Source organism: Archangium violaceum Cb vi76, assembly GCF_000733295.1.
Classification (GTDB): Bacteria; Myxococcota; Myxococcia; order Myxococcales; family Myxococcaceae; genus Archangium; species Archangium violaceum.
Genome location: NZ_JPMI01000302.1, coordinates 1 through 22,552 on the forward strand (window position 1 = coordinate 1; position 22,552 = coordinate 22,552).

General features: G+C 69.3%; 20 protein-coding genes. 7 read left to right on the plus strand and 13 right to left on the minus strand.

Going from position 1 to position 22,552, the window contains the following annotated elements:
• Positions 1–805: 805 nt before the first annotated feature.
• Positions 806–1,438 carry a guanylate kinase gene (gmk, locus tag Q664_RS41630; RefSeq protein WP_043409586.1) on the minus strand — a complete coding sequence of 211 codons (633 nt, stop codon included), beginning with the start codon at positions 1,436–1,438 and terminating at the stop codon, positions 806–808.
• On the minus strand, positions 1,435–2,313 hold the full coding sequence (locus tag Q664_RS41635; RefSeq protein ID WP_043409590.1) for a YicC/YloC family endoribonuclease: 879 nt from the start codon (positions 2,311–2,313) through the stop codon (positions 1,435–1,437). Before Q664_RS41635 ends, gmk begins: the two co-directional genes overlap by 4 nt.
• 76 nt (positions 2,314–2,389) lie before the next feature.
• On the opposite strand from Q664_RS41635, the gene Q664_RS41640 reads away from it, so the two are divergent.
• Positions 2,390–3,490 carry a glycosyltransferase family 9 protein gene (locus Q664_RS41640; protein WP_043409747.1) on the plus strand — a complete coding sequence of 367 codons (1,101 nt, stop codon included), beginning with the start codon at positions 2,390–2,392 and terminating at the stop codon, positions 3,488–3,490.
• On the opposite strand, the gene Q664_RS63080 is transcribed toward Q664_RS41640, so the two are convergent.
• From Q664_RS63080 to Q664_RS41665, 6 genes are all read right to left on the minus strand, one after another.
• The gene (locus tag Q664_RS63080) at positions 3,479–3,715 is read right to left on the minus strand and encodes a Trm112 family protein (protein ID WP_075207665.1); all 237 of its coding nucleotides are present in this window, start codon (positions 3,713–3,715) and stop codon (positions 3,479–3,481) included. The two genes, Q664_RS41640 and Q664_RS63080, sit on opposite strands and share 12 nt — an antisense overlap.
• A gap of 12 nt (positions 3,716–3,727) precedes the next feature.
• Complete coding sequence (locus tag Q664_RS41645) at positions 3,728–4,219, minus strand: adenylyltransferase/cytidyltransferase family protein (protein ID WP_043409592.1); 492 nt, start codon at positions 4,217–4,219, stop codon at positions 3,728–3,730.
• The gene (locus Q664_RS41650) at positions 4,216–5,232 is read right to left on the minus strand and encodes a bifunctional heptose 7-phosphate kinase/heptose 1-phosphate adenyltransferase (RefSeq protein WP_043409594.1); all 1,017 of its coding nucleotides are present in this window, start codon (positions 5,230–5,232) and stop codon (positions 4,216–4,218) included. Before Q664_RS41650 ends, Q664_RS41645 begins: the two co-directional genes overlap by 4 nt.
• 49 nt (positions 5,233–5,281) lie before the next feature.
• The gene (gene lpxK, locus Q664_RS41655; RefSeq protein ID WP_043409596.1) at positions 5,282–6,352 is read right to left on the minus strand and encodes a tetraacyldisaccharide 4'-kinase; all 1,071 of its coding nucleotides are present in this window, start codon (positions 6,350–6,352) and stop codon (positions 5,282–5,284) included.
• The gene (locus Q664_RS41660) at positions 6,349–7,371 is read right to left on the minus strand and encodes a glycosyltransferase (RefSeq protein WP_043409598.1); all 1,023 of its coding nucleotides are present in this window, start codon (positions 7,369–7,371) and stop codon (positions 6,349–6,351) included. Before Q664_RS41660 ends, lpxK begins: the two co-directional genes overlap by 4 nt.
• A gap of 73 nt (positions 7,372–7,444) precedes the next feature.
• Complete coding sequence (locus Q664_RS41665) at positions 7,445–8,782, minus strand: 3-deoxy-D-manno-octulosonic acid transferase (protein WP_084610797.1); 1,338 nt, start codon at positions 8,780–8,782, stop codon at positions 7,445–7,447.
• 236 nt (positions 8,783–9,018) lie between these two features.
• Here Q664_RS41665 and Q664_RS41670 point away from each other — a divergent pair, with 236 nt between their 5' ends.
• A complete protein-coding gene (locus Q664_RS41670) occupies positions 9,019–11,184 on the plus strand; it encodes a M4 family metallopeptidase (protein ID WP_043409601.1) in 2,166 nt (721 codons plus the stop codon).
• A gap of 161 nt (positions 11,185–11,345) precedes the next feature.
• Here Q664_RS41670 and Q664_RS41675 read toward each other — a convergent pair whose 3' ends face one another.
• The 3 genes from Q664_RS41675 to Q664_RS41685 are packed head-to-tail and all read right to left on the minus strand — an operon-like array spanning position 11,346 to position 16,169.
• Complete coding sequence (locus tag Q664_RS41675) at positions 11,346–12,500, minus strand: PHP domain-containing protein (protein ID WP_043409753.1); 1,155 nt, start codon at positions 12,498–12,500, stop codon at positions 11,346–11,348.
• Positions 12,497–14,278: an ABC transporter ATP-binding protein gene (locus Q664_RS41680; RefSeq protein WP_043409602.1), complete on the minus strand. Its 1,782-nt coding sequence runs from the start codon at positions 14,276–14,278 to the stop codon at positions 12,497–12,499. The genes Q664_RS41675 and Q664_RS41680 overlap by 4 nt, the downstream gene beginning before the upstream one ends.
• 7 nt (positions 14,279–14,285) lie before the next feature.
• Entirely contained in the window at positions 14,286–16,169 is a 1,884-nt protein-coding gene (locus tag Q664_RS41685) for a DUF4388 domain-containing protein (RefSeq protein WP_043409755.1), read from the minus strand.
• 238 nt (positions 16,170–16,407) lie between these two features.
• On the opposite strand from Q664_RS41685, the gene Q664_RS41690 reads away from it, so the two are divergent.
• Together Q664_RS41690 and Q664_RS41695 are read left to right on the plus strand one after the other, a co-directional pair.
• A complete protein-coding gene (locus Q664_RS41690; RefSeq protein ID WP_052519335.1) occupies positions 16,408–16,977 on the plus strand; it encodes a GNAT family N-acetyltransferase in 570 nt (189 codons plus the stop codon).
• Positions 16,974–18,602: an aspartate:alanine exchanger family transporter gene (locus tag Q664_RS41695; RefSeq protein WP_043409605.1), complete on the plus strand. Its 1,629-nt coding sequence runs from the start codon at positions 16,974–16,976 to the stop codon at positions 18,600–18,602. Before Q664_RS41690 ends, Q664_RS41695 begins: the two co-directional genes overlap by 4 nt.
• 3 nt (positions 18,603–18,605) lie before the next feature.
• Here the strand turns inward: Q664_RS41695 and Q664_RS41700 are convergent, their stop codons facing one another.
• On the minus strand, positions 18,606–19,229 hold the full coding sequence (locus Q664_RS41700) for a TIGR02265 family protein (protein ID WP_052519336.1): 624 nt from the start codon (positions 19,227–19,229) through the stop codon (positions 18,606–18,608).
• A gap of 144 nt (positions 19,230–19,373) precedes the next feature.
• On the minus strand, positions 19,374–19,898 hold the full coding sequence (locus Q664_RS41705; protein WP_043409607.1) for a GNAT family N-acetyltransferase: 525 nt from the start codon (positions 19,896–19,898) through the stop codon (positions 19,374–19,376).
• Positions 19,899–20,006: 108 nt separating this feature from the next.
• On the opposite strand from Q664_RS41705, the gene Q664_RS41710 reads away from it, so the two are divergent.
• Genes Q664_RS41710 through Q664_RS41720 form a run of 3 tightly spaced genes read left to right on the plus strand, consistent with a single transcriptional unit; the run spans position 20,007 to position 22,547 of the window.
• Complete coding sequence (locus Q664_RS41710) at positions 20,007–20,615, plus strand: DUF6992 family protein (protein ID WP_043409608.1); 609 nt, start codon at positions 20,007–20,009, stop codon at positions 20,613–20,615.
• Positions 20,616–20,648: 33 nt separating this feature from the next.
• On the plus strand, positions 20,649–21,803 hold the full coding sequence (gene lpxB, locus Q664_RS41715; RefSeq protein ID WP_043409612.1) for a lipid-A-disaccharide synthase: 1,155 nt from the start codon (positions 20,649–20,651) through the stop codon (positions 21,801–21,803).
• Positions 21,804–21,842: 39 nt separating this feature from the next.
• Entirely contained in the window at positions 21,843–22,547 is a 705-nt protein-coding gene (locus Q664_RS41720; protein WP_043409615.1) for a polyprenol monophosphomannose synthase, read from the plus strand.
• The last annotated feature ends 5 nt before the right edge of the window (positions 22,548–22,552 follow it).

A 22,552-nucleotide genomic window follows, 5' to 3' on the forward strand; every position in this document is an offset into this window, starting at 1 on the left:
CTACTTCTCGGCTGCACCCCGTTCAACCTCGGGGGCCGCATTCTTTATTTCGAAGCAGCTCTACTGTCAAGCGACCGTTGCCGCTCCGTTTCGCTGCTTCGCCTCGTCTGGATTCAACCCGGCGCCGTGGCGCCTCGCTGCCTCCTGCCGAGGGGCGCGGAACCTACTTCGTTTCCGCGTCTCGTGTCAACTCGCTTCGTCGACTCTTTTCTTCCCTCGCTTCAGCTTTCGCCGTTTCGAGGAGAGGCGGCTTCTACCACCACCGCGTTGGGAGTCAACTTCGCTCGCCGACTTCGTATTTCGTCTTTCACTGCTTCGGCCGGAGCCTCCATCGCCAGTGCGACGTCGCCTTTCCGTCCGAGGGGGCGCGGCTTCTATCGCCTCGCCTTGGGTGGAGTCAACCGCTCACTTCAATCAGTCGATTCCGCTCGCCCTCCGCTTTTTCAGCGGCACTGGCCGAGTTCCCCGTATCTATGACCGCCTTCAGGACCTGTCAACTTCATCGACCTGTCCCGTCTGGCCAGTCGCTGCAACCATCATCTGGTGCGGCGATGCCGACCTACGGTCTTATTTGGTGATCAAAAGAGCAGCCCCGCTTCGCTGTAGTGTCACCTGGGTGACACCGCGCCGTGAGGTGAAGCGGCTTATCCACCAACCGATCAGGCGGCGCAAGTTCTTTCGCCTGCGCCCATCCGTGTGCCCAACTCGGACTCCCGGTCCCGGAGACGTGGCGCCTTCCAGCCCGGCCGCTCCGAAGCATGGGGGCGTAGGGAGCGCAACCCGCCTTCGAGCTGGCGTCATTCCCTCAGGGCGTGGGTTTCTCCAACTTCAGTTTCGAGAGATCCACCCGCCCCCGCCGGCTGCGCTCGGCGATGACCACCGCGTGCAGGTCCCTATAGGCCCGCTCGAAGTCGTCATTCACGATGATGTAGTCGTATGCGGCGACTCCCCGCTCGATCTCCGAGCGAGCAGCCAGCATCCGGCGACGGATGGTTTCCTCCGCATCCGTCCCACGATCGCGCAGCCGCCGCTCGAGCTCATCCATCGCGGGAGGAACCACGAAGACGAGCACCGTGTCGGGATGCTTGCGCTTGATCGCCAGCCCGCCCTGAACGTCGATATCGAAGATGGCCACACCCTTCCGGGCCCGCGCCTCGTCCACCACCGCCTGGGAGCTGCCGTAGAAGTGCCCGTAGACCTCGGCCCACTCGACGAACTCGCCCCGCTCGATCCGCTCCTGGAAGGCAGCGACATCCACGAAGTGGTAGTCCACTCCGTCCTGCTCCCGTCCTCGAGGCTTCCGGGTGGTCACGCTGACCGAGAAGATGGCGTCCGGCAACTCGGCGAGCAGGCGGCGCGCCAGAGTGGTCTTCCCCGTTCCCGAGGGCGCGGAGAGGACGAGCAGGAGACCGGGCTGGAGTGGAATGGACTCGTTCATTCGACGTTCTGAACCTGTTCGCGGATTCGCTCGACTTCTGCCTTCATCGACACCACGCGCGAGGAGATCTCCGCGTGCTGGCTCTTCGAGCCCGTGGTGTTCACCTCGCGGTGCATCTCCTGCACGAGGAAGTCCATGCGGCGGCCCGACGGCTCGCTTCCCGCCATGAGATGACGGAACTGCTCGAGGTGGCTCGCCAGCCGCGTCATCTCCTCGGCGATGTCCGTCCGCTCGGCGAAAATGGCCACCTCCTGGGCGAGCCGCTGCTCGTCCACGGAGATGCCTCGCGCCAGCTCGGCCACGCGCTCGGCCAGCCGCTGCCGGTACTCCTCCACCGACCTGGGCGCCATCTGGGCCACTTCCTGGCTCCACCGCTCGATGAGCCCGAGCCGGGCATCCAGATCCGCACGGATGGCCTCGCCCTCCACCTGGCGCATCTGCTCCAGCGCGCCCAAGGCCTGGGCCAGCGCCTCCTGCACCGCCTGCGTGGCCGCCTCCACGTCCATCCCCCGCTCCTCCAGCTTCATCACCCCCGGCTGGTTGGCCACATGCGTCCAGGACACCTCGGCCATCATCCCGAGCGCCTCGGCCACCTGGCGGTAGGCCCGCGAGTACTCCCGCACCAGCCCCACGTCCACCACCGGCACCGTCCCGGCCGCCGTCACCGTCTGCCTCTTGATGAAGACCTCCACCGAGCCGCGCGCGAGCCGGTCCTTCACCTGCTTCACCAGCGCCGCCTCCAGCGCCGCCAACTCCCGCGGCACCCGCGCCTTCACCTCGCAGAACTTGTGGTTGAGCGAGCGCAGCTCGACGGAAAACTCCTCGTCGCGCACCCGCGCGCGCCCCGCTCCGAATCCAGTCATGCTCTTCAGCATTCGCGGCTTGCTAGGCGCTTCCGGCCAACAGGTCAAGCCACCTGCGCGAATCCTCTCTGCTATGGTCCGCCCCCCGATGGTCTGGCACAAGCGGCTCGAGTTGTGGGCGAAGCTGGCACTCGCTCTGGTGGCTTCCGCCCTCCTCTGGCGTCCCGGCCGGCGGCGGAAGCCCGGAACCCCCCTCCCCTCCCCCCGGCGCGTCCTCCTCGTCCGGCTCGACAACCGGGTGGGGGAGGCCCTCCTCACCACCCCCCTCCTCTCCACCCTCAAGGCGGCCCCCCAGCCCCCGGAGGTCCATGTCCTCGTCCACTCGAAGGTCGCCCGCGTCCTCGCCGGCCACCCCGAGGCGGACCGCATCATCCCCTTCGACCGGCGTCTCCTCTGGCTCGGCGCCCTCGCCCCCGGCATCCGCGCCCTCCGGCACGAGCACTATGACGTCGTCGTCGACTGCTCCAACTGGTCCACCCCCTCCGTTACCTCCGCCCTCATCTCCCGGCTCGTGGGGCCTCGCGCCATCGTCATCGGCCCCCATCAGTGGCCCGTCCGGTATCTCCACTCGCTCTCCGTCCCCGCTCGGGAAGATACGTCCCGCGAGGTGCTCCAACGCGTGCACCTGCTCTCCCCCCTCATGCCCGGCGTTCCCCATCAGGGGATGTCCTTCCGGCCGCCCCAGGTCAGTGACTCGTTCCGCTCATGGCTCGACGCTGGCTCCAGTTCGCCCCGCGCCGTGGTCAACCCCGGGGGGAGGCTCGGCTGGAGACGCATTCCTCCCGAGGCCTTCGCAGCCGCGGCCCGGGCCTTGATCGCCTCCGGGCGCACTCCCATCGTCACCTGGGGCCCCGGTGAGGAGGAGCTCGCCCGCTCCGTCGTCGCCTCCGCCCCAGGCTCACAGCTCGCCCCTCCTACCAACATCGACGAGCTCGCGGCCCTCATGCGCTCCGCTGGACTCACGGTCTGCAACAACACCGGCCCCATGCACCTGTCCGTCGCCGTCGGATCCCCTACTCTCGGGCTCTTCTTCCGCATGGACATGGCCCGCTGGGGCCATCCTCTCCCTCCGCATCGCATGGTCGACCTCACCCCCGTCGTCGACTCCGGGGGAGATCTGCCCGCTCGTGTCTTCGAAGAGGTGAGCGCCTTCGCCTCAGGGGTCCCGGTACGGACCTCAGCTTCCTGAGCTCAGTGGGCGAGATTCCTCGGGGAGTAACACCGGAACTCCGTCACGGATGGGGTACGCGCGGGCACAGGTGGCGCAGCACAGCTCGGCCGGAGTGGTGCTCCCGGGAGGGGAACCCGGGGGACGGATACCCTCACCCCGTCCCTCTCCCGGGGGGAGAGGGGAAAGGGGGCCCTTGCAGCGCGGGCACGCCAGTGTCGCGAGCAGCCAGTCCGGGAGATTCATTCCTCCCCTCCCCTACTTCGTCCCTCGCTCCGCCTGCAGCCGCTGCGCGAGCTCCGTCGTGCTGTGATTCTTTGGATCCCCCGCCACCGCCACCCGTCCTCCGTAGGCCCTCACCTCGTCACCCTCGGGAATCGTGTCCGGCGTGTAGTCCGTCCCCTTCACGTGCACGTCCGGCTTCAACGCCCGGATGATGTTCCTCACGTTCGGCTCGTCGAACACCATCACCCGATCCGTACACGCCAGCGCCGCCACCAGCTCCGCCCTCTCCCCCTCGGGAATGTGCGGCCGGCCCGGCCCCTTGTACGCCCTCGTCGAGGCGTCCGAATTCACCGCCACCACCAGGCAGTCCGCCAACTCCTTCGCCCCCTCCAGATAGCGCACGTGCCCAACGTGGATCAGATCGAACACCCCGTTGGCCAACGCCACCGTCTTCCCCTCCGCCCTCCAGCGCTCACGCTGCTCCACCACCTCCGCCAACCGCTGCACCTTGTCCAACGTCCTCACCGCGCACTCCTCAGCTCGCCCAACAGCTCGTCCCGCGCCACCGTCGCCGTCCCCGGCTTCTGCACCGCCAACGCTCCCGCCACGTTCGCCAGTCTCGCCGCGTCCCCAAAGCTCCCTCCCGCCGCCAGCCCGAGCGAAAAGGCCGCGATCACCGTGTCCCCCGCTCCCGTCACGTCCACCGCCTCCTTCGCCCCATGCACCGGAATCACGTCCAGCCCGCCCTTCGCATCGAAGAGCGCCATCCCGTGCCGGCCCCTCGTCACCAATAGCGCCTGGCACTTCAGCCGCTTCACCACCTCGTGCCCCGCCTCCAGCAGCTCCGCCTCCGTCCTCAACGGCCGCCCCACCAGCGAGTGCAGCTCCGGCTCGTTGGGCTTGCACACCGTCACCCCCGTGAACGCCGACAGGCTGTAGCGGCTGTCCACGCACACCGGCAGCCCTTCCGCCGCCAGCCTGCGCAACGCCTCCCTCATCTCCTCCCCCACCACCCCCGCTCCATAGTCCGACACCACCACCGCGTCCGCGTCCTTCGCCGCCTCCTCCACCCTCTTCACCAACGCGCGTCTCAGCTTCGGCGGCAACGCTCCCCGCTGCCCTCGATCCAGCCTCAACATCTGCTGCCGCGTCGTGTTCACCCCTCCCGCCAGGATGCGCGTCTTCGTCTCCGTCTCCACGCCCTTCGCACTCACCGCGCTCAGCTCGATCCCCGCTTCGGCGAACAGCTTCCGCAGTGCCTTTCCCATCTCGTCCGCGCCCAGCAACCCCACCGCCGTCACCCGGCCCGACAGCGAACGCACGTTCGCCGCCACGTTCGCCCCGCCTCCCAGCTTCACCTCCGAGGATTCGTGGCGCACGATCAGCACCGGCGCCTCCCGGCTCACCCGGTCCGTCTGGCCGTAGATGTAGTGGTCCGCGACCAGGTCCCCCACCAACACCACCCTCCGGCGCGCGAAGGCCAACGCATACTGGGCCAGGGGGGAAGCAGTCACTCGGGCGGGCAACACGGCAGCCATGGCGGCGCGTTGTCCCACAGCAACTTCCCTTCCACAAGCCGACCTTTTCCTACCCGAGCCCGAGCGCCCGCCGGAGGTGCGACTCGCCCTCGAGCACCTCCACCCCAAGCCTCACCGTCCACGTCTCGAAGCCTCCAGGCAGCCGCACCCGATCCTTCTCCGTCGTCACCACCCGCGCGCCCAGGCCCGCCGCCCGGCTGCTCACCTCGTCGAGCTCCCGCTCGCTGAAGCGATGGTGGTCCGGAAAGAAGGCCGTGCCCCGAACGTCCGCCCCCAACTCCCCCAGCGTCCTCAGGAACCCCCCCGGCCGGGCAAGTCCCGCCAGTGCCAACACCGGCTGTCCCGACAGCGCCTCCACCGGGTGCAGCCCTCCCGCCGGATCCACCCACGCCGTGGGCCGGTAACGCGTCCTCACGCATGGCGCCAAGAGAGGGGGTAGCTCCGGCCCGGGCACCGCCGCGGCTCGCACCCAGAAGAGCGTCGCCCGACGCAGTCCCGTGAGCGGCTCGCGCAGTGGGCCTCGCGGCAACATCCGGCCATTGCCGAAACCCACCGCTTCGTCCACCACCACCACGTCCTCGTCCCTCGCCAGCTTCCGGTGTTGGAAGCCGTCGTCGAGCAGCACCACCTCCAGCCCGAACTCGTCCCTCGCCCGACGCGCCAGCGTCCGCCGATCCGCCCCCACCAGCACCCTCGCCTCCGGACACCGGCGCGCCAGCAACAACGGCTCGTCCCCGGCCTCCTCCACCGAGGGCAACGGCCCCGCTCCCGTGAAGCTCAACGGCTCCTTCGAGCTCCTCCCATACCCTCGCGTCAGGATGCCCACCTTCCTCCCCTCCCGCACCAGCAACTCCGCCAGGTACAGCACCGCCGGCGTCTTCCCCGTCCCTCCCACGTTCAGGTTGCCCACCGAGACCACCCGCAGCCCCTCCACCCGCTCGCCTCGCAGCACCCCCGCGTCATAGAGCGCTCCCCTCAGCCTCACCCCCGCGCCGTAGCCCCACGCCAGTACCTCCAGCGGTGCCAACGCCGCCCTCCGGCTCCACGGCTCCGGCTTCTCCGGGTAGAAGACCCGCTCGATGGCCGTCGGCGCTTGTGATTTTGGGGCGCCCGCGCTCACCGCTTCGCCCTCGCCTGCTCGTAGAGCGCCAGCACGTCCGCGGCGATGCTCGCGTTGCTCGGATGCTCCACCAACGCCCTCGCACCCGACTCCGACGCCGCCACCACCGCTTCCGGCGTCAACTCCTCCACCAGCACGTCCGCCAGCGACGGCAGGTTCCCCTCGTCCACCGCCACCACCCGGACTCCACACGCCCTCGCCTGCGCTGCCGCCCTCGCGCTCCAGTCGTTCCCCAATCCCAACACCCAGACCTCGTCCAGCGCCCTCAGCCAGCGCACGAACGCCTCGCCCTTCTGGTACCCCGCGAACGTCACCCCCTCCTCCAACCCCAGCCTCCGCACCTGCTCGCGCACCGGCTCCACCAACCCTCCATCCCCCACCAACACCAGCCGCGCTCCCGCCTTCTTCTGGCGCAACCTCGCGAAGGCCTCCACCGCCAGCTCATGTCTCCTCGAGGCCTGGAACGTCGACACCATTCCCACCAACGGCTCCCCCTTCAGTCCCAGCTCCCTCCGGAGCTCCTCCCGGTCCTCCGCCGGACGGAACAGTGGATCCACCAGCGGCGGCAGCACCCTCACACTCCTCCCCACCAGCTTCGTGATGAGCGATGACGAGGGCACCGTGTACGCGTCCGCCGCCGGCAGCGAGGCCCGCAGCGACCTCGGCGCATGCACCGAGCGGATCAACACCGCGCCCCCCGGCCTTCCCCAACGCGCCACCAGGTGATCGTGCGTGAAGTGCGCGTGCACCACGTCCACTCGCATCCGCCTCAGCCGCCTCGTGTCTCCCCATACATTCCACGGCGGCGACTTCACCGAGAGCTCCAGCCCTCCCTCGTCCAACAGACCCAAGGCCTCGAACCTCGGCGCTCCCGGCTCCTCCGAGGTCACCTCCGTCCGCCGGCGATCCACCGCCACCGTGACCTCGTGCCCCGCTTCGCGCTGCGACAATGCCAGCAACGCCACGTTCTCCGCCGGGCCACTCCAGAAGGGACTCGCGAGCAGGTGCAGGATTCTCATCGCTGATCTCGCTCTTCGCTCGAGTGGGGGGACAGGGACGCTGCTCCGGGGGCCAACACGGTGACGGGCACCCTCACCCCGTCCCTCTCCCGAAGGGCGAGGGGTGATTGGGCGCAGTGGGGGGAGTGGGGGAATTGGACACGCTCTTCGCCAGGGCGCTCGCCATGTGCTCCACGTTGCGCTGGCTCGCTCCCGAAATCTGTCTCACCGTCGCCCTCGCCAGCTCCCCCAGCGAACCCACCGTCTCCGGCTTCGCCAACAGCTCCGTCATCACCCGGTACAGCTGCTCCCCATCCTTCACCTGGATGCCTCCCCTCCCCACCAACACCTGCACGCTGTCCCGGAAGTTCTCCATGTGCGGACCGAACAACACCGGCTTCCCCTGCCCCGCCGGCTCCAGGATGTTCTGCCCTCCCCTCGTCGTGAACGAACCGCCCACGAACACCAACGTCGCCAGCCGGTACGCCCTCGACAACTCTCCAATCGTGTCCAGCACCACCACCTGCCCTCCCTCCTCGTTCCCCTTCGAGCGCAACCCCACCCTCAGCCCCGCCTCCTTCACCAACCCCACGATCCGCCCCGCTCGCTCGATGTACCTCGGCGCGATCACCAGCCTCAGGTCCGGGTGCGCCTCCAACAACCGCCGGTACACCCCCAGAAGGTGCTCCTCCTCGCCCTCGTGCGTGCTCCCGGCGATCCACACCCGCTCCCCCACCTTCAACCCCAGCGCGCTCCGCAGCGCCTCGTCCTCCTGCCCCTGATCCGCCACCGCCAACGCGTCGAACTTCGTGTTCCCCGTCACGAACACCCGCTCGCCCGGCGCCCCCAACCCCAATACCCGCTCCGCCTCGTCCTCCCCCCTCATCAGGAACAGCTCCATGTCCTTCAAGGGATTGCCGATCAGCCCGAAGAACAGCCGGTACTTCCCCTGCTGCGCCGGAGAGAACCGCCCATTCGTCAACACCACCTTCCCTCCCGCCCGGCTCGCCGCGCGGATGAGGTTCGGCCAGATCTCCGTGTACTCGAGCACCAGCAGGTCCGGGCCAATCTCCTTCACCGCCCGCCGCGTCGCGCCCCACAGGTCGTACGGCGCGTACACCACCCCGTCCACCTGCTTCGCCAGACGCTCGCGCCCCATCATGTAGCCCGAGTTCGTCATCGTGGAGAGCACGATGCGGCACCCCGGAAAGCGCGCCCTCAACGGTCCGAACATCGGCGAGAGCGCCAACAGATCCCCCGCGCTCGCCCCGTGCATCCAGATGGTCGGCCCCGGCCCCCGCGCGGGCAGCTCGCCCTCCGCGTAGAAGCCCAGCCGCTGCCGCAGCCCGTGCCGCGTCTTGCGGTGCAGCGACAACACCGGGAACAGCACGGCGAACAGCACATAACTGGCGAGGACGTAGAGCAGTCGCATGGCACCCGGGCCTCGCCCCTCTACCAGATGCCGCCCCTCCCGACAGCACACATCCCCCTTCCCGCTCCTCCCTCCAAAACCTTCAAACCACAATCTTTCTCGGAATGTGTTAAAACAGGATAAACAGAACTTATCAGTAATCCTTGAAAGTGTCGGACCCCTCGTGCACAGTGCTTTCCATCCTTGAGGCACAGGGATCAGGAGGCAGCACAGTGGCGAATCGCATCCGTGGAGTAATGGGAGTGGCGGCCCTGTCGTTGATGATGGGCGCCTGCACCGAAGGCAGCACGGCTGAGAACAACAAGCCCGAGGCGGTCCGGACGTTGGCGTCCGCGCTCGGCAACAACGTGGTGGACGCGGACAAGGACGGCGTGGCCCGTTTCATCACCGGTGACCTGGGCACCCTGCCCGAGGCCGGCCTCACCGCGGACCTGAGCCCGGTGCTCGCCACCATCGCGCCCCAGTTCAAGCTGGACGCGGGCAACCTGACCCTCAAGCGCTCCTACACGGATGCACAGGGTGACACCCACTTCCGCTATGCGGTGAGCCACAACGGCCGGGCCATCTACGGCGGCGAGCTGCGCCTGCACGCGCGCGGCGGGAAGATCATCGCGGCCAACACCAACGTGCGCGGTGACCTGGTGGGCCCGGCGAAGGCCACCGTTGCCCCCGAGGCGGCCCTGTCCGCCGCCGAGCAGGACCGCGAGGCCCCCCAGGCCGCCCGCTTCGTCGGCTCGCCGGAGCTCTTCTACTTCCGCAACGGCGACAAGCTCGCGCTGGTCTACGAAGTCCGCCAGACCGGTGAGCAGGCCGACGGTACCCCGGTGGACGACTCGGTGCTGGTGAACGCCGCCGACGGCTCCGTGCTGCTGCGCATCCCGCACGTGCACACCGGCCTCAACCGCAAGCTGTACGACGGCAAGACGCTGTCCACCCTGCCCGGCACCCTGGCCCGCTCCGAGGGCGAGGCGGCCGTGGCCGACGCGGTCGTCAACACCAACTACGATCACCTGGGCACCGTCTACAACTGCTACCAGAGCCTGTACGGCCGTGACTCCATCAACAACGCGGGCGCCACGCTCATCAGCACCGTGCACCACCGCGTCAAGTACGTGAACGCCTTCTGGGACGGCACCCAGATGGTGTACGGCGACGGCGACAACGTCACCGCCTCCAACCTGGCCAACTCGCTGGACGTGACCGCCCACGAGCTGACCCACGCCGTGACGGACAACGAGTCGGACCTCATCTACTCGGGTGAGTCCGGCGGCCTCAACGAGTCCATGTCCGACATCTTCGGCGCCGTGTGCGAGTGGTACGGCGACGGCAAGGTCGTCAGCGCGCGCACCTGGCTCATCGGCGACGACGTGTGGACGCCGGCCACCCCGGGCGACGCCCTCCGCTACATGGCCAACCCCTCCCAGGACGGCGACTCGCTGGACTACTACCCGGACTACGCCTCGGGCGTGGACGTGCACTACAGCTCCGGTATCTCCAACCTGGCCTTCTACCTGCTGAGCGAGGGTGGCACGCACCCGAAGGGGAAGACGACCCAGGCCGTGGCCGGCATCGGCATCGAGAAGGCCTCGCGCATCTTCTACAAGGCCAACGCGGACCTGATGACGCCGAGCACCACGTTCGAGCAGGCCAAGATCGCCACCGAGCAGGCCGCCCAGCAGCTGGGCTACGACGCGGCCACCATCGCCTCCGTGTCCAACGCCTGGAAGGCCGTGGGCGTGGGCGTGCCCGTGCCGCCTCCGGTCAGCATCCCGGTCGAGAAGAACACGCCGATCTCCGACATCTCCGGTGCCCGCGGCGCCAAGACGTACTACAGCTTCCAGGTGCCCGAGGGTGCGACCGATCTGGAAGTCAGCATCGCCGGTGGCACGGGTGACGCGGACCTGTACGTGCGCTTCGCCAACGCGCCGACCACCACCCAGTACGACTGCCGTCCCTACAAGTCCGGCAACGCGGAGAGCTGCCTCTTCGCCGCTCCGGCCCAGGGCACCTGGTACGCCATGCTCAACGGCTTCAGCGCCTACTCCGGCGTGACGCTGAAGGTCACCTGGAAGGGTGGCTACATCCCCATCACGAAGGGCATCCAGCTCAACGGCCTCTCTGGCGTGGCCGGCTCCGAGCAGGTGTACAAGCTCGAGGTCCCCGCTCCCGCCAACGGCAACCGCAACATCCACATCCGCATCTTCGGCGGCTCGGGCAACGCGGACCTCTACGTGCAGCACGGCTCGGCGCCCAGCCACTTCGAGTACGACTGCCGCGAGGTGAAGGAGCACAACTCCGAGAACTGCAACCTCAACAACGCTCGCCCCGGCAACTACTACATCAAGGTCTTCGGAGCGAAGGGTGGCTACGAGAACCTCTCGCTGACCGCCGACTACAACTGAGTTGAGCGCACAGTGACACGGCGGCCGCTCTCGCTCTCGCGGGGGCGGCCGTTTCACTTTGTGGGGTCACGGTGGGGAGGACGGGGACGGGCACCCTCACCCCGTCCCTCTCCCGGGGGGGAGAGGGGAGGTTGGGCACTGTGTCACTTCTGTCGCTCCGGTCAGGGAGTCCAGATTGCTGGCAGGACCTTCACCGGGCTCGGCGATATCCAGGGGCGCCACTGTCTTCCGAAGAAGCGTCCCGGTGCCTCCACCCACGCTTCCACCTGCACCGCCCCCTCCTCCACCAGCTCCACCGACCTTCCATCCGGTCTCAACCTCCCCGCCCCTCGGACCTCGACTCGCACCCGCTCACCGGCTCCCGGTGGCAGGCGCACCGTCAGCACGTCCCCCACGTGGGCCTCGCGGCTCTCCGTTCTCAGGCCCTCCAGCGTGAAGCCCTCGGGCTCCCCCAACGCACGGAAGGCGCAGAGCGCACCGCCACTCGCCAGGCCCTTCACCACCAGGTCCGCCGCGGCCCGCGCGTCCTCGGGGAGCTTCCGCACGTCCGGCAGGTACATCGCCAACGCCCGGAAGACGTCCTCGTACCTCGGCAACCCGTGCGCGTCGTGCGCGCACAGCGCAACCCGCGGCTTCTCCCGCTCGAGTGCCAGCAGCTTCTCCATCGGCTCGGGGCCCGGCTCGACCAGGAGCATCACCCCGTGCACCGGGTTGCCGAACGAGGCCCCCACCGCTGGCAGCAACCGGCTGAACGGATTGCGCACCGCATCCCGGAAGAACGTGTCCGCCGAGTAGAGCTCGAAGCCATCCGCCCGCCGCGCCGCCTCCTCGTGGCTCCACGGGTTGCGCTTCTGCACCGGGTGCGCGAGCACGCTCACCCCACCCGCCTTCTCCACCGCCGCCTCGGCTTCCCCTCCGTCCAGCCACTTCTGGAAGCCCTCCAGCGGGCGCCGCAGGCCGAACGCCACGAGGTGCCCATGTGCCGTGGACAGCTCCACGCCCGGCACCATCAACACCCCGTCCACGAAGGCGGGCTCCCGCGGGGCCACGTCGTTGTGGTCCGTGAGCACCACGAAGTGCAGGCCCGCGGCCTTCGCCGCGGCGGCCACTTCCTCCACCGTGCCCCGCCCGTCCGAGCGAACCGTGTGCACGTGGAAGGCCCCTCGCACCCAACCCGGCCCCTCCGTCTGGGACGCCACCACCGGGTACTCCGCGTACGAGGCCGCCAGGGTGAAGAACCCCGCCACGCCCAGCACCAGCAGCACCAGCCCCAGCAGCGCCCGGAGCAGCTTGCCCACCAATACCGCGGGCTTCACGCCGCTCCCCGCTCCGGCGCCGCCGTCTGCAGCGCCCACAACGCCGCGTAGCGGCCTCCCGCCTTCAACAGCTCCGCGTGGCTGCCCCGCTCCACCACCCGCCCCGCCTCCACCACGCAGATGATGTCCGCGTCCACCACCGTCGACAGGCGATGGGCGATCACCAGCGCCGTCCGCCCCGGCAGCACCGCCGCCAGCGCCGCCTGCACCTCGCGCTCACTCTCCGGATCCAGGCTGCTCGTCGCCTCGTCCAGCACCAGCACCGGCGCCCTCGACAACACCGCCCGCGCGATGCACAGCCGCTGCCGCTGGCCTCCGCTCAGCTTCACCCCGCGCTCGCCCACTCGCGTCTCGTAGCCCTCGGGAAGCTCCCGGATGAAGCCGTCCGCGTTCGCCACCCGCGCCGCCGCCTCCACCTCCTCGCGCGTGGCGTCCGGCCTCGCGTACCGCAGGTTGTCCAGCACGCTGCCCGAGAAGAGCAACGGCTCCTGCGTCACCAGCGCGAACTTCGCCCGCACGCTCGCCGCCGTGTAGCCGTCCACGTCCACCCCGTCGAAATACAGGTGGCCCTCCTGGGGCCGCTCGAAGCGCAGCAGCAGGTTGGTGAGCGTGCTCTTCCCTCCGCCACTCGGACCCACCAACGCCACCACCCTGCCCACCGGCAGCTCCAGCGTCAGCCCGTCCAGCGCCCGCCGCTCTCCATAGGAGAAGCGCACGCCCTCCACCTGGATGCCCTTCTTCAGCGCCGGGGCCTCCTGCGCCCCTGGCACGTCCTCCACCGGATGGCGCAGATCCAACAGCGAGAAGAGCCGCTCGCCCGCCGCGCCCGCCTGCATCGCGAACTGCGTCACCCGGCCCAGGTCCTTCACCGGCTGGTACACCAACACCACCGCGGTGAGGAACGACAGCAACGACTCGGGCTCCATCGCGTGCGTGGCCGCCGCGTAGGCCAGCGCTCCCGCCAACGCCGCGGCCGCCAGCACCTCCATCACCCCGGGCACTCCGCCTCGCGCCCACGCGGCCCGCACCAATGCCTCCTCGTGCGCCCGCGCGTGCTCCGAGAAGCGCGCCAGTTCCGCCGCCTGCCCGTTGAAGGCCTGGATGGTGCGCATGCCGCCCAGTCCCTCCTGCAACTGCCCCGCGAGGTGACCCAGCTGCACCTGGCCCTCGCGCGTGCCCTTCAGCGCCTTGCGCGTCAGCTTCGAGGCCGGCAGCGCCGCCAGCGGCAGCACGCCCAGCATCAACCCGCCCAGCATCGGGCTGATGGACAGCGCCACGCCCGCCAGCACCACGATCTGCAGCGAGTCCCGCAGGTACGAGCCCACGGTGTACATGGCCGCCAGCTCCACCGACTGCACGTCCGCGGAGAAGCGGCTGAGCAGATCTCCCATCCGCTCGCGCGCCAGCTGCGCGGGCGACAGCGAGGTGAGCCGGACGAACAACTCCCGCCGCAGGTCCGCCACCACCTTCTGGGCGAAGAGGCCCATGAAATAGAACTGCCCGAGGTACCCCACGCCCTTCACCACCCCCACCGTCAGCACCACCACCGGGAAGCCCCAGAGCACGGCCTCGCGAGACAGGCTCGACAGCCAGGGCACCGGCTGCGCGCCACCAAAGCCCTCCTCGCCTCCCGACAGCAGGAAACGCAGCGCCGGGCCCATCAGGTACGCGTACGCGCCCGTGGCCAGCCCCAGCAGCGCCATGCACGCGAAGGCCGCCACCAGCACCCCCACGTGCGGCCGGGCGTACCCCAGCAACCGCCTCAGCGACGTCCACATCACGGAATCACCGGCCCACCTTGCGCAGCGCGGCCTTGGCGAGGTTCGCGTTGGGATTGAGCTCGAGCACCTTCAACAGCTTCTTGCGGGCCCCGGACGCGTCGTCCATCTCGCTGTCGATGATGGCCGAGATGATGAGCGCCCGCTCCAGGTACGGGTTGAGCGAGAGCGCCTTGCGCAACACCTTCTGCGCCGCCTTGGCCCGGTCCTCCTTCGGCCCCGTGCCGGCCAGGAACGTGGCCCACGCCAGGTACGAGTAGTACTCGGGCTCCTGCGGGTTGAGCGTCACCACCTCCTCGAAGTGGATGAGCGCCGAGCGGAACTGCTTGCGCTTCAGCGCCGCCTCCCCGCGCCGCAGGATGATCTCCGCGTCCACGTTCACCGTGGTGGAGCGCCCCACGTCCATGCGCGACATCAGGTACTGCAGGTACGCCTTGCGCTTCTCCTCCACCGACAACACCCGGTACGCCGCCGACAGCTTCTCCTGCACCGACTCCAGCAGGTCCTTCATCTCCGAGGTGTCGAACTCGGCGTAGCTGTCCGGATGGAAGTGCGTGGCGAGCTCGTGGTAGGCGCGCTCCACCGCCTCGGTGTCAGCGGCGATGTCCAGCCCCAGGCAACGGAAGTAGCTGCCGGTGATGATCTTCACCGCGCCGTCCCGCAGGTTCGTCTCCGTCTCCGGAGGCAGCGGCTTGCGCTTGCGCGGGGCGATGGACTCCGGCACCGCCACCACCTCGCCGGGGCCCGTCGCCACTGGCGTGGAAGAGAAGCTCACGCAGCCCGCCAGCTTGAGGAACCACAGCAGCGAGTACCCACGCCGCAGATCTCCCCGCCCGTGCGCCAGCAGCTCCCTCAGCGCGATGCGCCCGTTCACCTGCATGGCGATCTTCAGATCGTCCGTGTTCAGCCCCAGCTCGGCCAGGTCCTTGCCGAACTCGGGCGTGCGCACCGGGTACTCCGCCTGGTGCGCGCGCAGCGGTGCGGCCATCACCTTGAGCGGAATGGCGCGCCGCGCCCCATCGAGGATCGGCGCCAGCGCCGGCGTCTCCACCGTGGCCACCTCGGCCTGGTACTCGTCGCCGGGATAGAAGGCGTAGCGGCCCTCGCGCATGCCGATGACCTGGGCCAGCCGGTCCGTCGTGTAGTCGCGCAGCAGTTGCAGCAGGTCCTCGCCCGCCGCCTCCACCCCCGCCTCCGCCAACGCCGCGCCAATGCGCAGCCCCGAGCCCAGCGCCTGCACCACCCGCTCCGCCTGCGCCTCCGTCACCACCTGGCGCTGCAGCAGGTAGTTGGGCAGGGCGTCCTGGCGCGCGCTGGAGTCGTAGTTCACCGCGCCGCCCCGGGCGAAGAACACCCGCCGCGTGAGATCCCTGTACGCCACCACCAGCACGCCATCGCGCTGCATCCGGTGCAGTGACACCAGCAGGGCGGGCAGCGGAAAGCCCTTGAGGTCACCGCTGACCACCGCCGGACGCGAGAGCAGCGCCCGCACGCCCTTGAGGGGCGCCCCGGAGGTCGCGGCCACGGTCGCCAGCGACTGGAGCTTGCCCACCAGCTCGCCGGGCTTGAGCGGGTCCGCCACGTAGGCGTTCACCTTCAGGTCCAGCACCGAGGCCACCCCGCGCGCCCGGCCCAGGTGCCCCTTGTCGATGGCCACGATGGGCACTCGCGCGCCCTGGCTGTGGTTGCGGATGAGGTGACCCACGTGCGCGCCCTCCAGGCGCGGCAGGTCCACGGACACCACGACCATGTCCGGGTTGTCGGCGACGAAGTGCTCCATCGCCGAGCCGGGGTCACTCACCGCTCGCACGGTGTACCCTGCTTGAGACAGCAACCCGGTCAGGTGCTCCAGAGTGGGCGGATGGCTCTCGGCCAGAAGAAGCGTCTTCAAGGGCCGCCGAGTGTACACATTCGGCCCGCTCGCATCAGGGGTATCCTCGCTCCCTCGCTCGCGGCCCCCTTCCTCCGCCTCACGGAAACCGCTTACCCGGTTGCCCAGGGAGAAGCCGGACGCTCCCGGAGTGAAAGAGTTCAGGGAGAGCACCTCGCCCACCGTCCCTGTGCAGGAGTCCGGAAGCCTTGAAAACGGTGCGGGGACAGCCCCACCCTGGGAAAGTCGGGAGCGAGACATGGAGACAGAGACCACCCCCTGGCGCGGCTACACCCTGCGGCGGGCCCGCCCCGAGGAGCTGCCCGCGCTGCCGGACATCGAGAACCTCGCCGCGCAGCAGTTCCTCCAATCCGTCCATCCCTTCGCCGCCTCGTTGCCCGCACAGACGCTCGAGCAGCTCCAGGAGTACCAACGGCACGGAGGCGTCTGGGTGGCCGCCACGGACCAGGGGAGCCTCGCGGCCTTCGTCCTGTGCAAGGAGGTGGATGGCGCGATGTTCATCGGGGAGATCGACGTGCACCCGGCCCACGCGCGCCAGGGACTGGGCCGGGCCCTCTTCGAGGTGGTGAAGCGCCAGGCGCTCGAGCGGGGCCATCCGGCGGTGCTGCTCACCACCTTCCGGGACGTGCCGTGGAACGCGCCCAACTACGAGCGCTGGGGCTTCCGCATCATGCGGGACGAGGACGTGGGCCCCGGGCTGCGCGCCATCCGCGAGCAGGAGACCCGCGCGGGACTCCCCGCCGCGAGCCGCGTCTGCATGGTGCTCCCACTGGACGCGATACCCGGCTACGGTCCCCGCGACCCATGATCGAACTCCTCCTCCACAACCCGCTCCTGCTGCTGTTCGTCGTGGTCGGTATCGGCTACCCGCTGGGACGCGTGCGGGTGGCGGGCAGCTCGCTCGGTGTCGCCGCGGTGCTGTTCGTCGGCATCGGCATCGGCGCGCTGCACCCCGACCTCAAGCTGCCGGAGATCATCTACCTGCTCGGTCTGGTGCTCTTCGTCTACACCATCGGCCTGAGCAGCGGCCCGTCCTTCTTCCGCTCCTTCGGGCCCCGTGGACTGAAGTCCAACGTACTCGTGCTGGGCATGCTGGCCCTGGGGCTCGGACTCACGCTGTTGGCACAACGACTGCTGGGGTTGAGGCCCACGCTCGCGGGAGGCCTGTTCGCGGGCTCGCTGACGAACACGCCCGCGCTCGCCGCCGAGCTCGAGTTCCTCAAGCTGCGCGCTCCCCACGACACGCAGGCCCTGGCGGATCCGGTGGTGGGCTATTCCATCTCCTATCCCCTGGGCGTCATCGGCGTGCTGCTGGCCATCGGCCTCACGCAGCGGCTGTGGAAGGTGGACTACCGCGCCGAGGCCGAGCGCACGCGGGAGCCCGGCTCCGCCAACCAGCCGCTCGAGGCGCGGGTGGTGAAGGTGCTCCGCGCGCCCGAGGAGCCCCTGGGCGTGATCATGCAGCGCCTGGGCTGGGACGTGGTCTTCGGCCGGCACCAGCGGGGCGGCCACCTGAGCATCGCCGACCTCTCCACCCGGCTACAGCCGGGGGACCTGGTCACGGTGGTAGGCCCCATGCAGGAATTGGATGAGGTCACCGCGGGGCTCGGCGAGGTGAGCCAGGAGCCGCTGGCGCATGACCGGAGCGTCCTCGACTACCGGCGCGTCTTCGTCTCCAACCCGGAGGTGGTCGGGCGGCGGCTGGCCGAGCTGGATCTCCCCGGACGCTTCGGCGCGGTGGCCACCCGGCTGCGGCGCGGCGACGTGGACATGCTCGCCCAGGAGAACACCGTGCTCGAGCCGGGCGATCGGCTCCGCGTGCTCACCCGGCGGGACAGGCTCGACGAGGTCAGCCGCTTCCTCGGCGATTCGTACCGGGCCATCAGTGAGATCGACATCCTCAGCTTCAGCCTGGGGCTCGCCCTGGGGCTGCTGCTGGGCGCGGTGCCCATTCCCCTGCCCGGCGGTGTGGACCTGAAGCTGGGCTTCGCCGGCGGCCCCCTGGTGGTGGCGCTGGTGCTCGGCTGGCTGGGACGCACCGGCCGCTTCGTCTGGGGCCTGCCCTACAGCGCCAACCTCACCCTGCGGCAGATCGGCCTGGTGATGTTCCTCGCAGGGGTAGGCACCCGCTCCGGCCATGCCTTCTTCTCCACGCTGACCCAGGGCGGAGGGCTCTCGCTGCTCATCGCGGGTGGCCTCATCACCTTCACCGTCTCGATGGCCACGCTGGTGCTCGGCCACAAGGTGCTCGGCATCCCCATGAGCGTGCTCACGGGCCTGCTGGGCGGCCTCCAGACCCAGCCCGCGGTGCTCGGCTTCGCACTGGAGCAGACGAAGAACGACCTGCCCAACGTGGGCTACACCACCGTCTACCCGCTGGCCACGGTGGCCAAGATCATCCTCGCCCAGGTGCTGCTGGCGATGCTGCTGTGAGCCTCATCCCCAGCAGATGTCGTACTCGCTGTCGAGCGCGGACGTCTGGCGGCCCCGCACCTTCAGCCGGAGCACCTTCGTCTTCTCGAGCAGCTCCAGCAGCACGCCCTCGTGGAACGGATAGGGGATGAAGGTGCGCTCCACCGTGAAACGGGCATGCGCGGGCTCCACCCACGACAGCTCGTACATGCCGAAGCTCAAGGCGATCCGGTACACCGCGGGGAGGCAGTCCAGCAGGCGCCGTGCATCTCCCTCGTGCATGACCCCCATGGCCCTGCCCGCCGAGGACGCCCTGAAGTCCGCCGCCGCCCTCCGGCCGATCCGCCGCAGCGATTCCTCGATGTTCCCGTACTTCGCCGCCAGCAATTGCACCGCGGTGGAGACCATCCGGAGATAGCTGGCGATGGGGTAGCTGAAGAGCTCCACGAAGGCCGTCTCGCCGCTGGCCTGGAGACACTGCCGCGCCGCCTCCGCGCCCCCCAGGTCCTCCATCGCCTTCAACAGGCCGATGCAGAACACGCCCCGCGCGGTATCGGCTGGAGTCGCCAGGGAGATCCGCCGCGCGAAGTCACGCTCCCAGTGCTCCCGGGCGAACCGCGGTACGTCCACCTGGACCTCGTGGTTCATGTGTCGTCCCCCATGGTTGACGCTCGGGTGCCCACCCTACAGGTGGGCCTTCATCGGGTACAGCCGGGCGAGGTTTCCATGCACATGTCACGAAATCATGAAGCGGCGACAAGCAAAACTTCAGGACTGTGTCAGGGATTCCCGCTAGAGCATGAGGAACATCAACTCCTCGTCGACGTACGCGTCACCGATGCGCAACGCGCGCTTCTCCACGCCGTAGGGCTGGAAACCCAGGGCGCGGTACAGGGCACGGGCCGGACCGTTGTCCACCATCACCTCGAGGTGGAGCTGTTCGACTCCGCCCATCTTCCTGCCGGCGTCGATCGCCGCCTCGAGCAGACGCCTGCCGATGCCTCGCGACTGGTGCTCGGGCGCGACGTACATGCCCCAGATGCGGGCCTTGTGCGCCGCCTTGCGGAAGGAGTCGCGCCGCAGGCCCGTCATCCCCACCAGCTTGTCGTCCACGAAGGCACCGAGCACGAGGTTCGTCGAGGGAGACTGGCTGTCGAGCCGGGCCCGCACCACGTCGAGGGGGACGTTCTCCTCTTCCTCGGGGGAGGAGGCGAAGCAGTCAGGGTGCTCCCGCAGCGCCCGGAGCCGGAGGGACCAGAAGGCCGCGGCCTCCGCGGGGAGCAGGGTCCGGATGATCGGTTCGGTGGGTGGAGCCATACCGAAAGCCTGCTGCGTCCGGGGGTGTGCCGTCTACTCCGGCGCGATCCCGTGCGACTTCTGGGTGACTGGAGCATCCGAGCGAGGCCCTCGAATCCGGAGCCGCCCATGCCATCCCCATCCGCCTCGCGCACGAGCCTGACCCTCCTGTTGCTGCTCTGTACGTCCTTCGCGGCCCAGGCGGCGGAGGCCACCCCCGAGGCCTTCCTGGCCACGCACAACACGGAGGCGGTGAAGCTGAACCGGGCGGCCATGGGCGTTCTGCTGGGCTGGGCGGTACTGAACATCGGGACGGGGACCGTGGGGCACTTCACCACCGAGGGTGAGCGAAAGGCCTTCTGGCAGGCCAACGCGGCCTGGAACGTGGTGAACCTGGCCATCGGGGGCTTCGGTCTATACGGGCAGCTCACCGCCACGCCGGAGAGCTGGGACCTGGCGCGCAGCCTCGCCGAGGGGCAGAAGATGGAGAAGCTCCTCCTGCTCAACGCGGGCCTGGACGTGGGCTACATCGCCTTCGGGGGCTTCCTGCTGGAGCGAGGGCTGCGCACGGACTCGGCGCAATTGCGCGGGTGGGGCAAGAGCCTGCTGCTGCAGGGCGGATTCCTGCTGCTCTTCGACGCGGTGCTGTGGGGCCTCAACTGGCACCTGAACTCGCAGCTCACGGCGCGGCTGGTGCCCGCCCCGAGTGGTGTGGGCCTTCTGCTGACGTGGCCTTGAGCGGCGCTTCGGTTAGGATGCGCGCCGCTTCTCATGTCCACCGCCCCCCAGATTCTCGTCGTGGCCGGCGAGGCGTCCGGTGACGCCCACGCCTCCGAGCTCGTCGCCGCCCTCAAGGCCCGCCGTCCGGACCTCACCTTCTTCGGCATGGGAGGCTCGCGTCTGGCCGCCCAGGGCGTGGAGCTGCTCTACGGCGCCCACGAGGTCAACGTCATGGGCATCACCGAGGTGCTGCCCAAGATTCCGCGCATCCTCCAGGTGATGGGCGGACTGGCCCGCGCCGCCGCCGAGCGCCGCCCCGTCTGCGCCATCCTCGTGGACATCCCCGACTTCAACCTCCGGCTCGCCGCCCGCCTCAAGAAGCTCGGCATCCCCGTGGCCTACTACGTCTCGCCGATGATCTGGGCCTGGCGCCGCGGCCGGGTGAAGACGATCGCGAAGCGGGTGGACCGGATGCTCTGCATCCTCCCCTTCGAGGAGGACTTCTACCGGGAAGCCGGTGTCGCCGCCCGCTACGTGGGCAGCCCCGTGGTGGAGCAGGTGCCCTCCCCCGCCAGTGCCACCTCCTTCCGCCAGAAGCTCGGCCTGCCCGTGGAGACGCCCACCCTCGCCCTGCTGCCGGGCAGCCGCATGAGCGAAATCCGCCGCATCCTCCCCAGCATGGTGGGCGCGGCGAAGCAGCTCGTGTCCGAGCGTCCCGGGCTCCAGGTCGTCGTGCCGGTGGCCCCCACCATCCCGCGCGAGGAGATCCTCTCCCGCTTCCAGGGCAGTGGCGTGCAACCGGTGCTGGTGGAGGGCCGGGCCCCCGAGGTGGTGGGCGCCAGTGACGCGGCCATCGTCGCCTCGGGCACCGCGGCCCTGGAGGCCGGGCTGATGCAGCGGCCCATGGTGGTGGTGTACCGCGTCTCGCTCGTCACCTACCTCGTGGGCCGGATGATGCTGAAGGTGGCGCACGTGGCACTCGTCAACCTGCTCGCCGGCCGCAGGGTGGTGCCCGAGCTGCTCCAGGGCGACATGACCCCCGAGCGCATCGCCGGGGAAATCCGCCGTTTGTGGGTGCCAGGCACACCACGCGAGGAGATGCTCCAGGGATTGGAGGAGGTCCGCACGCGGCTCGGAGAGCACGGGGCCGCCGGCCGCGCCGCCGAGTCGGTGATGGAGCTGCTTCCCCCCGCCCAAAAAGTCTAGGGGCGGACACCGCGCCGCTCTGCTATGTCCCGCCGCGCGATGAATCCAGCGCTGGTCTGCATCCCCACCTACAACGAGCGGGACAACCTCGAGCCCATCACCCGCGCGGTGCTCGCGGCCGACCCCCGCGTGGACATCCTCGTCGTCGACGACAACTCCCCGGATGGCACGGGGAAGATCGCGGACGAGCTGGCGGCCAGGGAGCCTCGCATCCGCGTCCTGCACCGCGAGAAGAAGCAGGGGTTGGGGCGTGCCTACCTCCACGCCTTCCGCGTGGCGCTCGATGCGGGCTACCAGTACATCATCGAGATGGACGCGGACTTCAGCCATGATCCGCGCTACCTGCCCAACATGCTGGACATGGCGCAGGGGGGCGCGGACCTGGTGCTGGGCTCGCGCTACGTGAGCGGCGGCGGCACCGTCAACTGGGGCACCGGCCGGAAGATCATCAGCCGGGGCGGCTCGCTCTACGCGCGCACCATCCTCGGCGTGGACGTGAGGGACCTGACCGGCGGCTTCAAGTGCTTCAAACGCCGGGTGCTCGAGAGCATCGAGCTGGAGCAGGTGCAGAGCACCGGCTACGCCTTCCAGATCGAGCTCACCTACCGCACCCTCAAGAAGGGCTTCACGGTGAAGGAGACGCCCATCGTCTTCGAGGACCGCCGCGTCGGTCAGTCCAAGATGAGCCGGAAGATCTTCCTCGAGGCCCTCACGATGGTGTGGAAGCTGCGCCTCACCGTGTAGAGGGG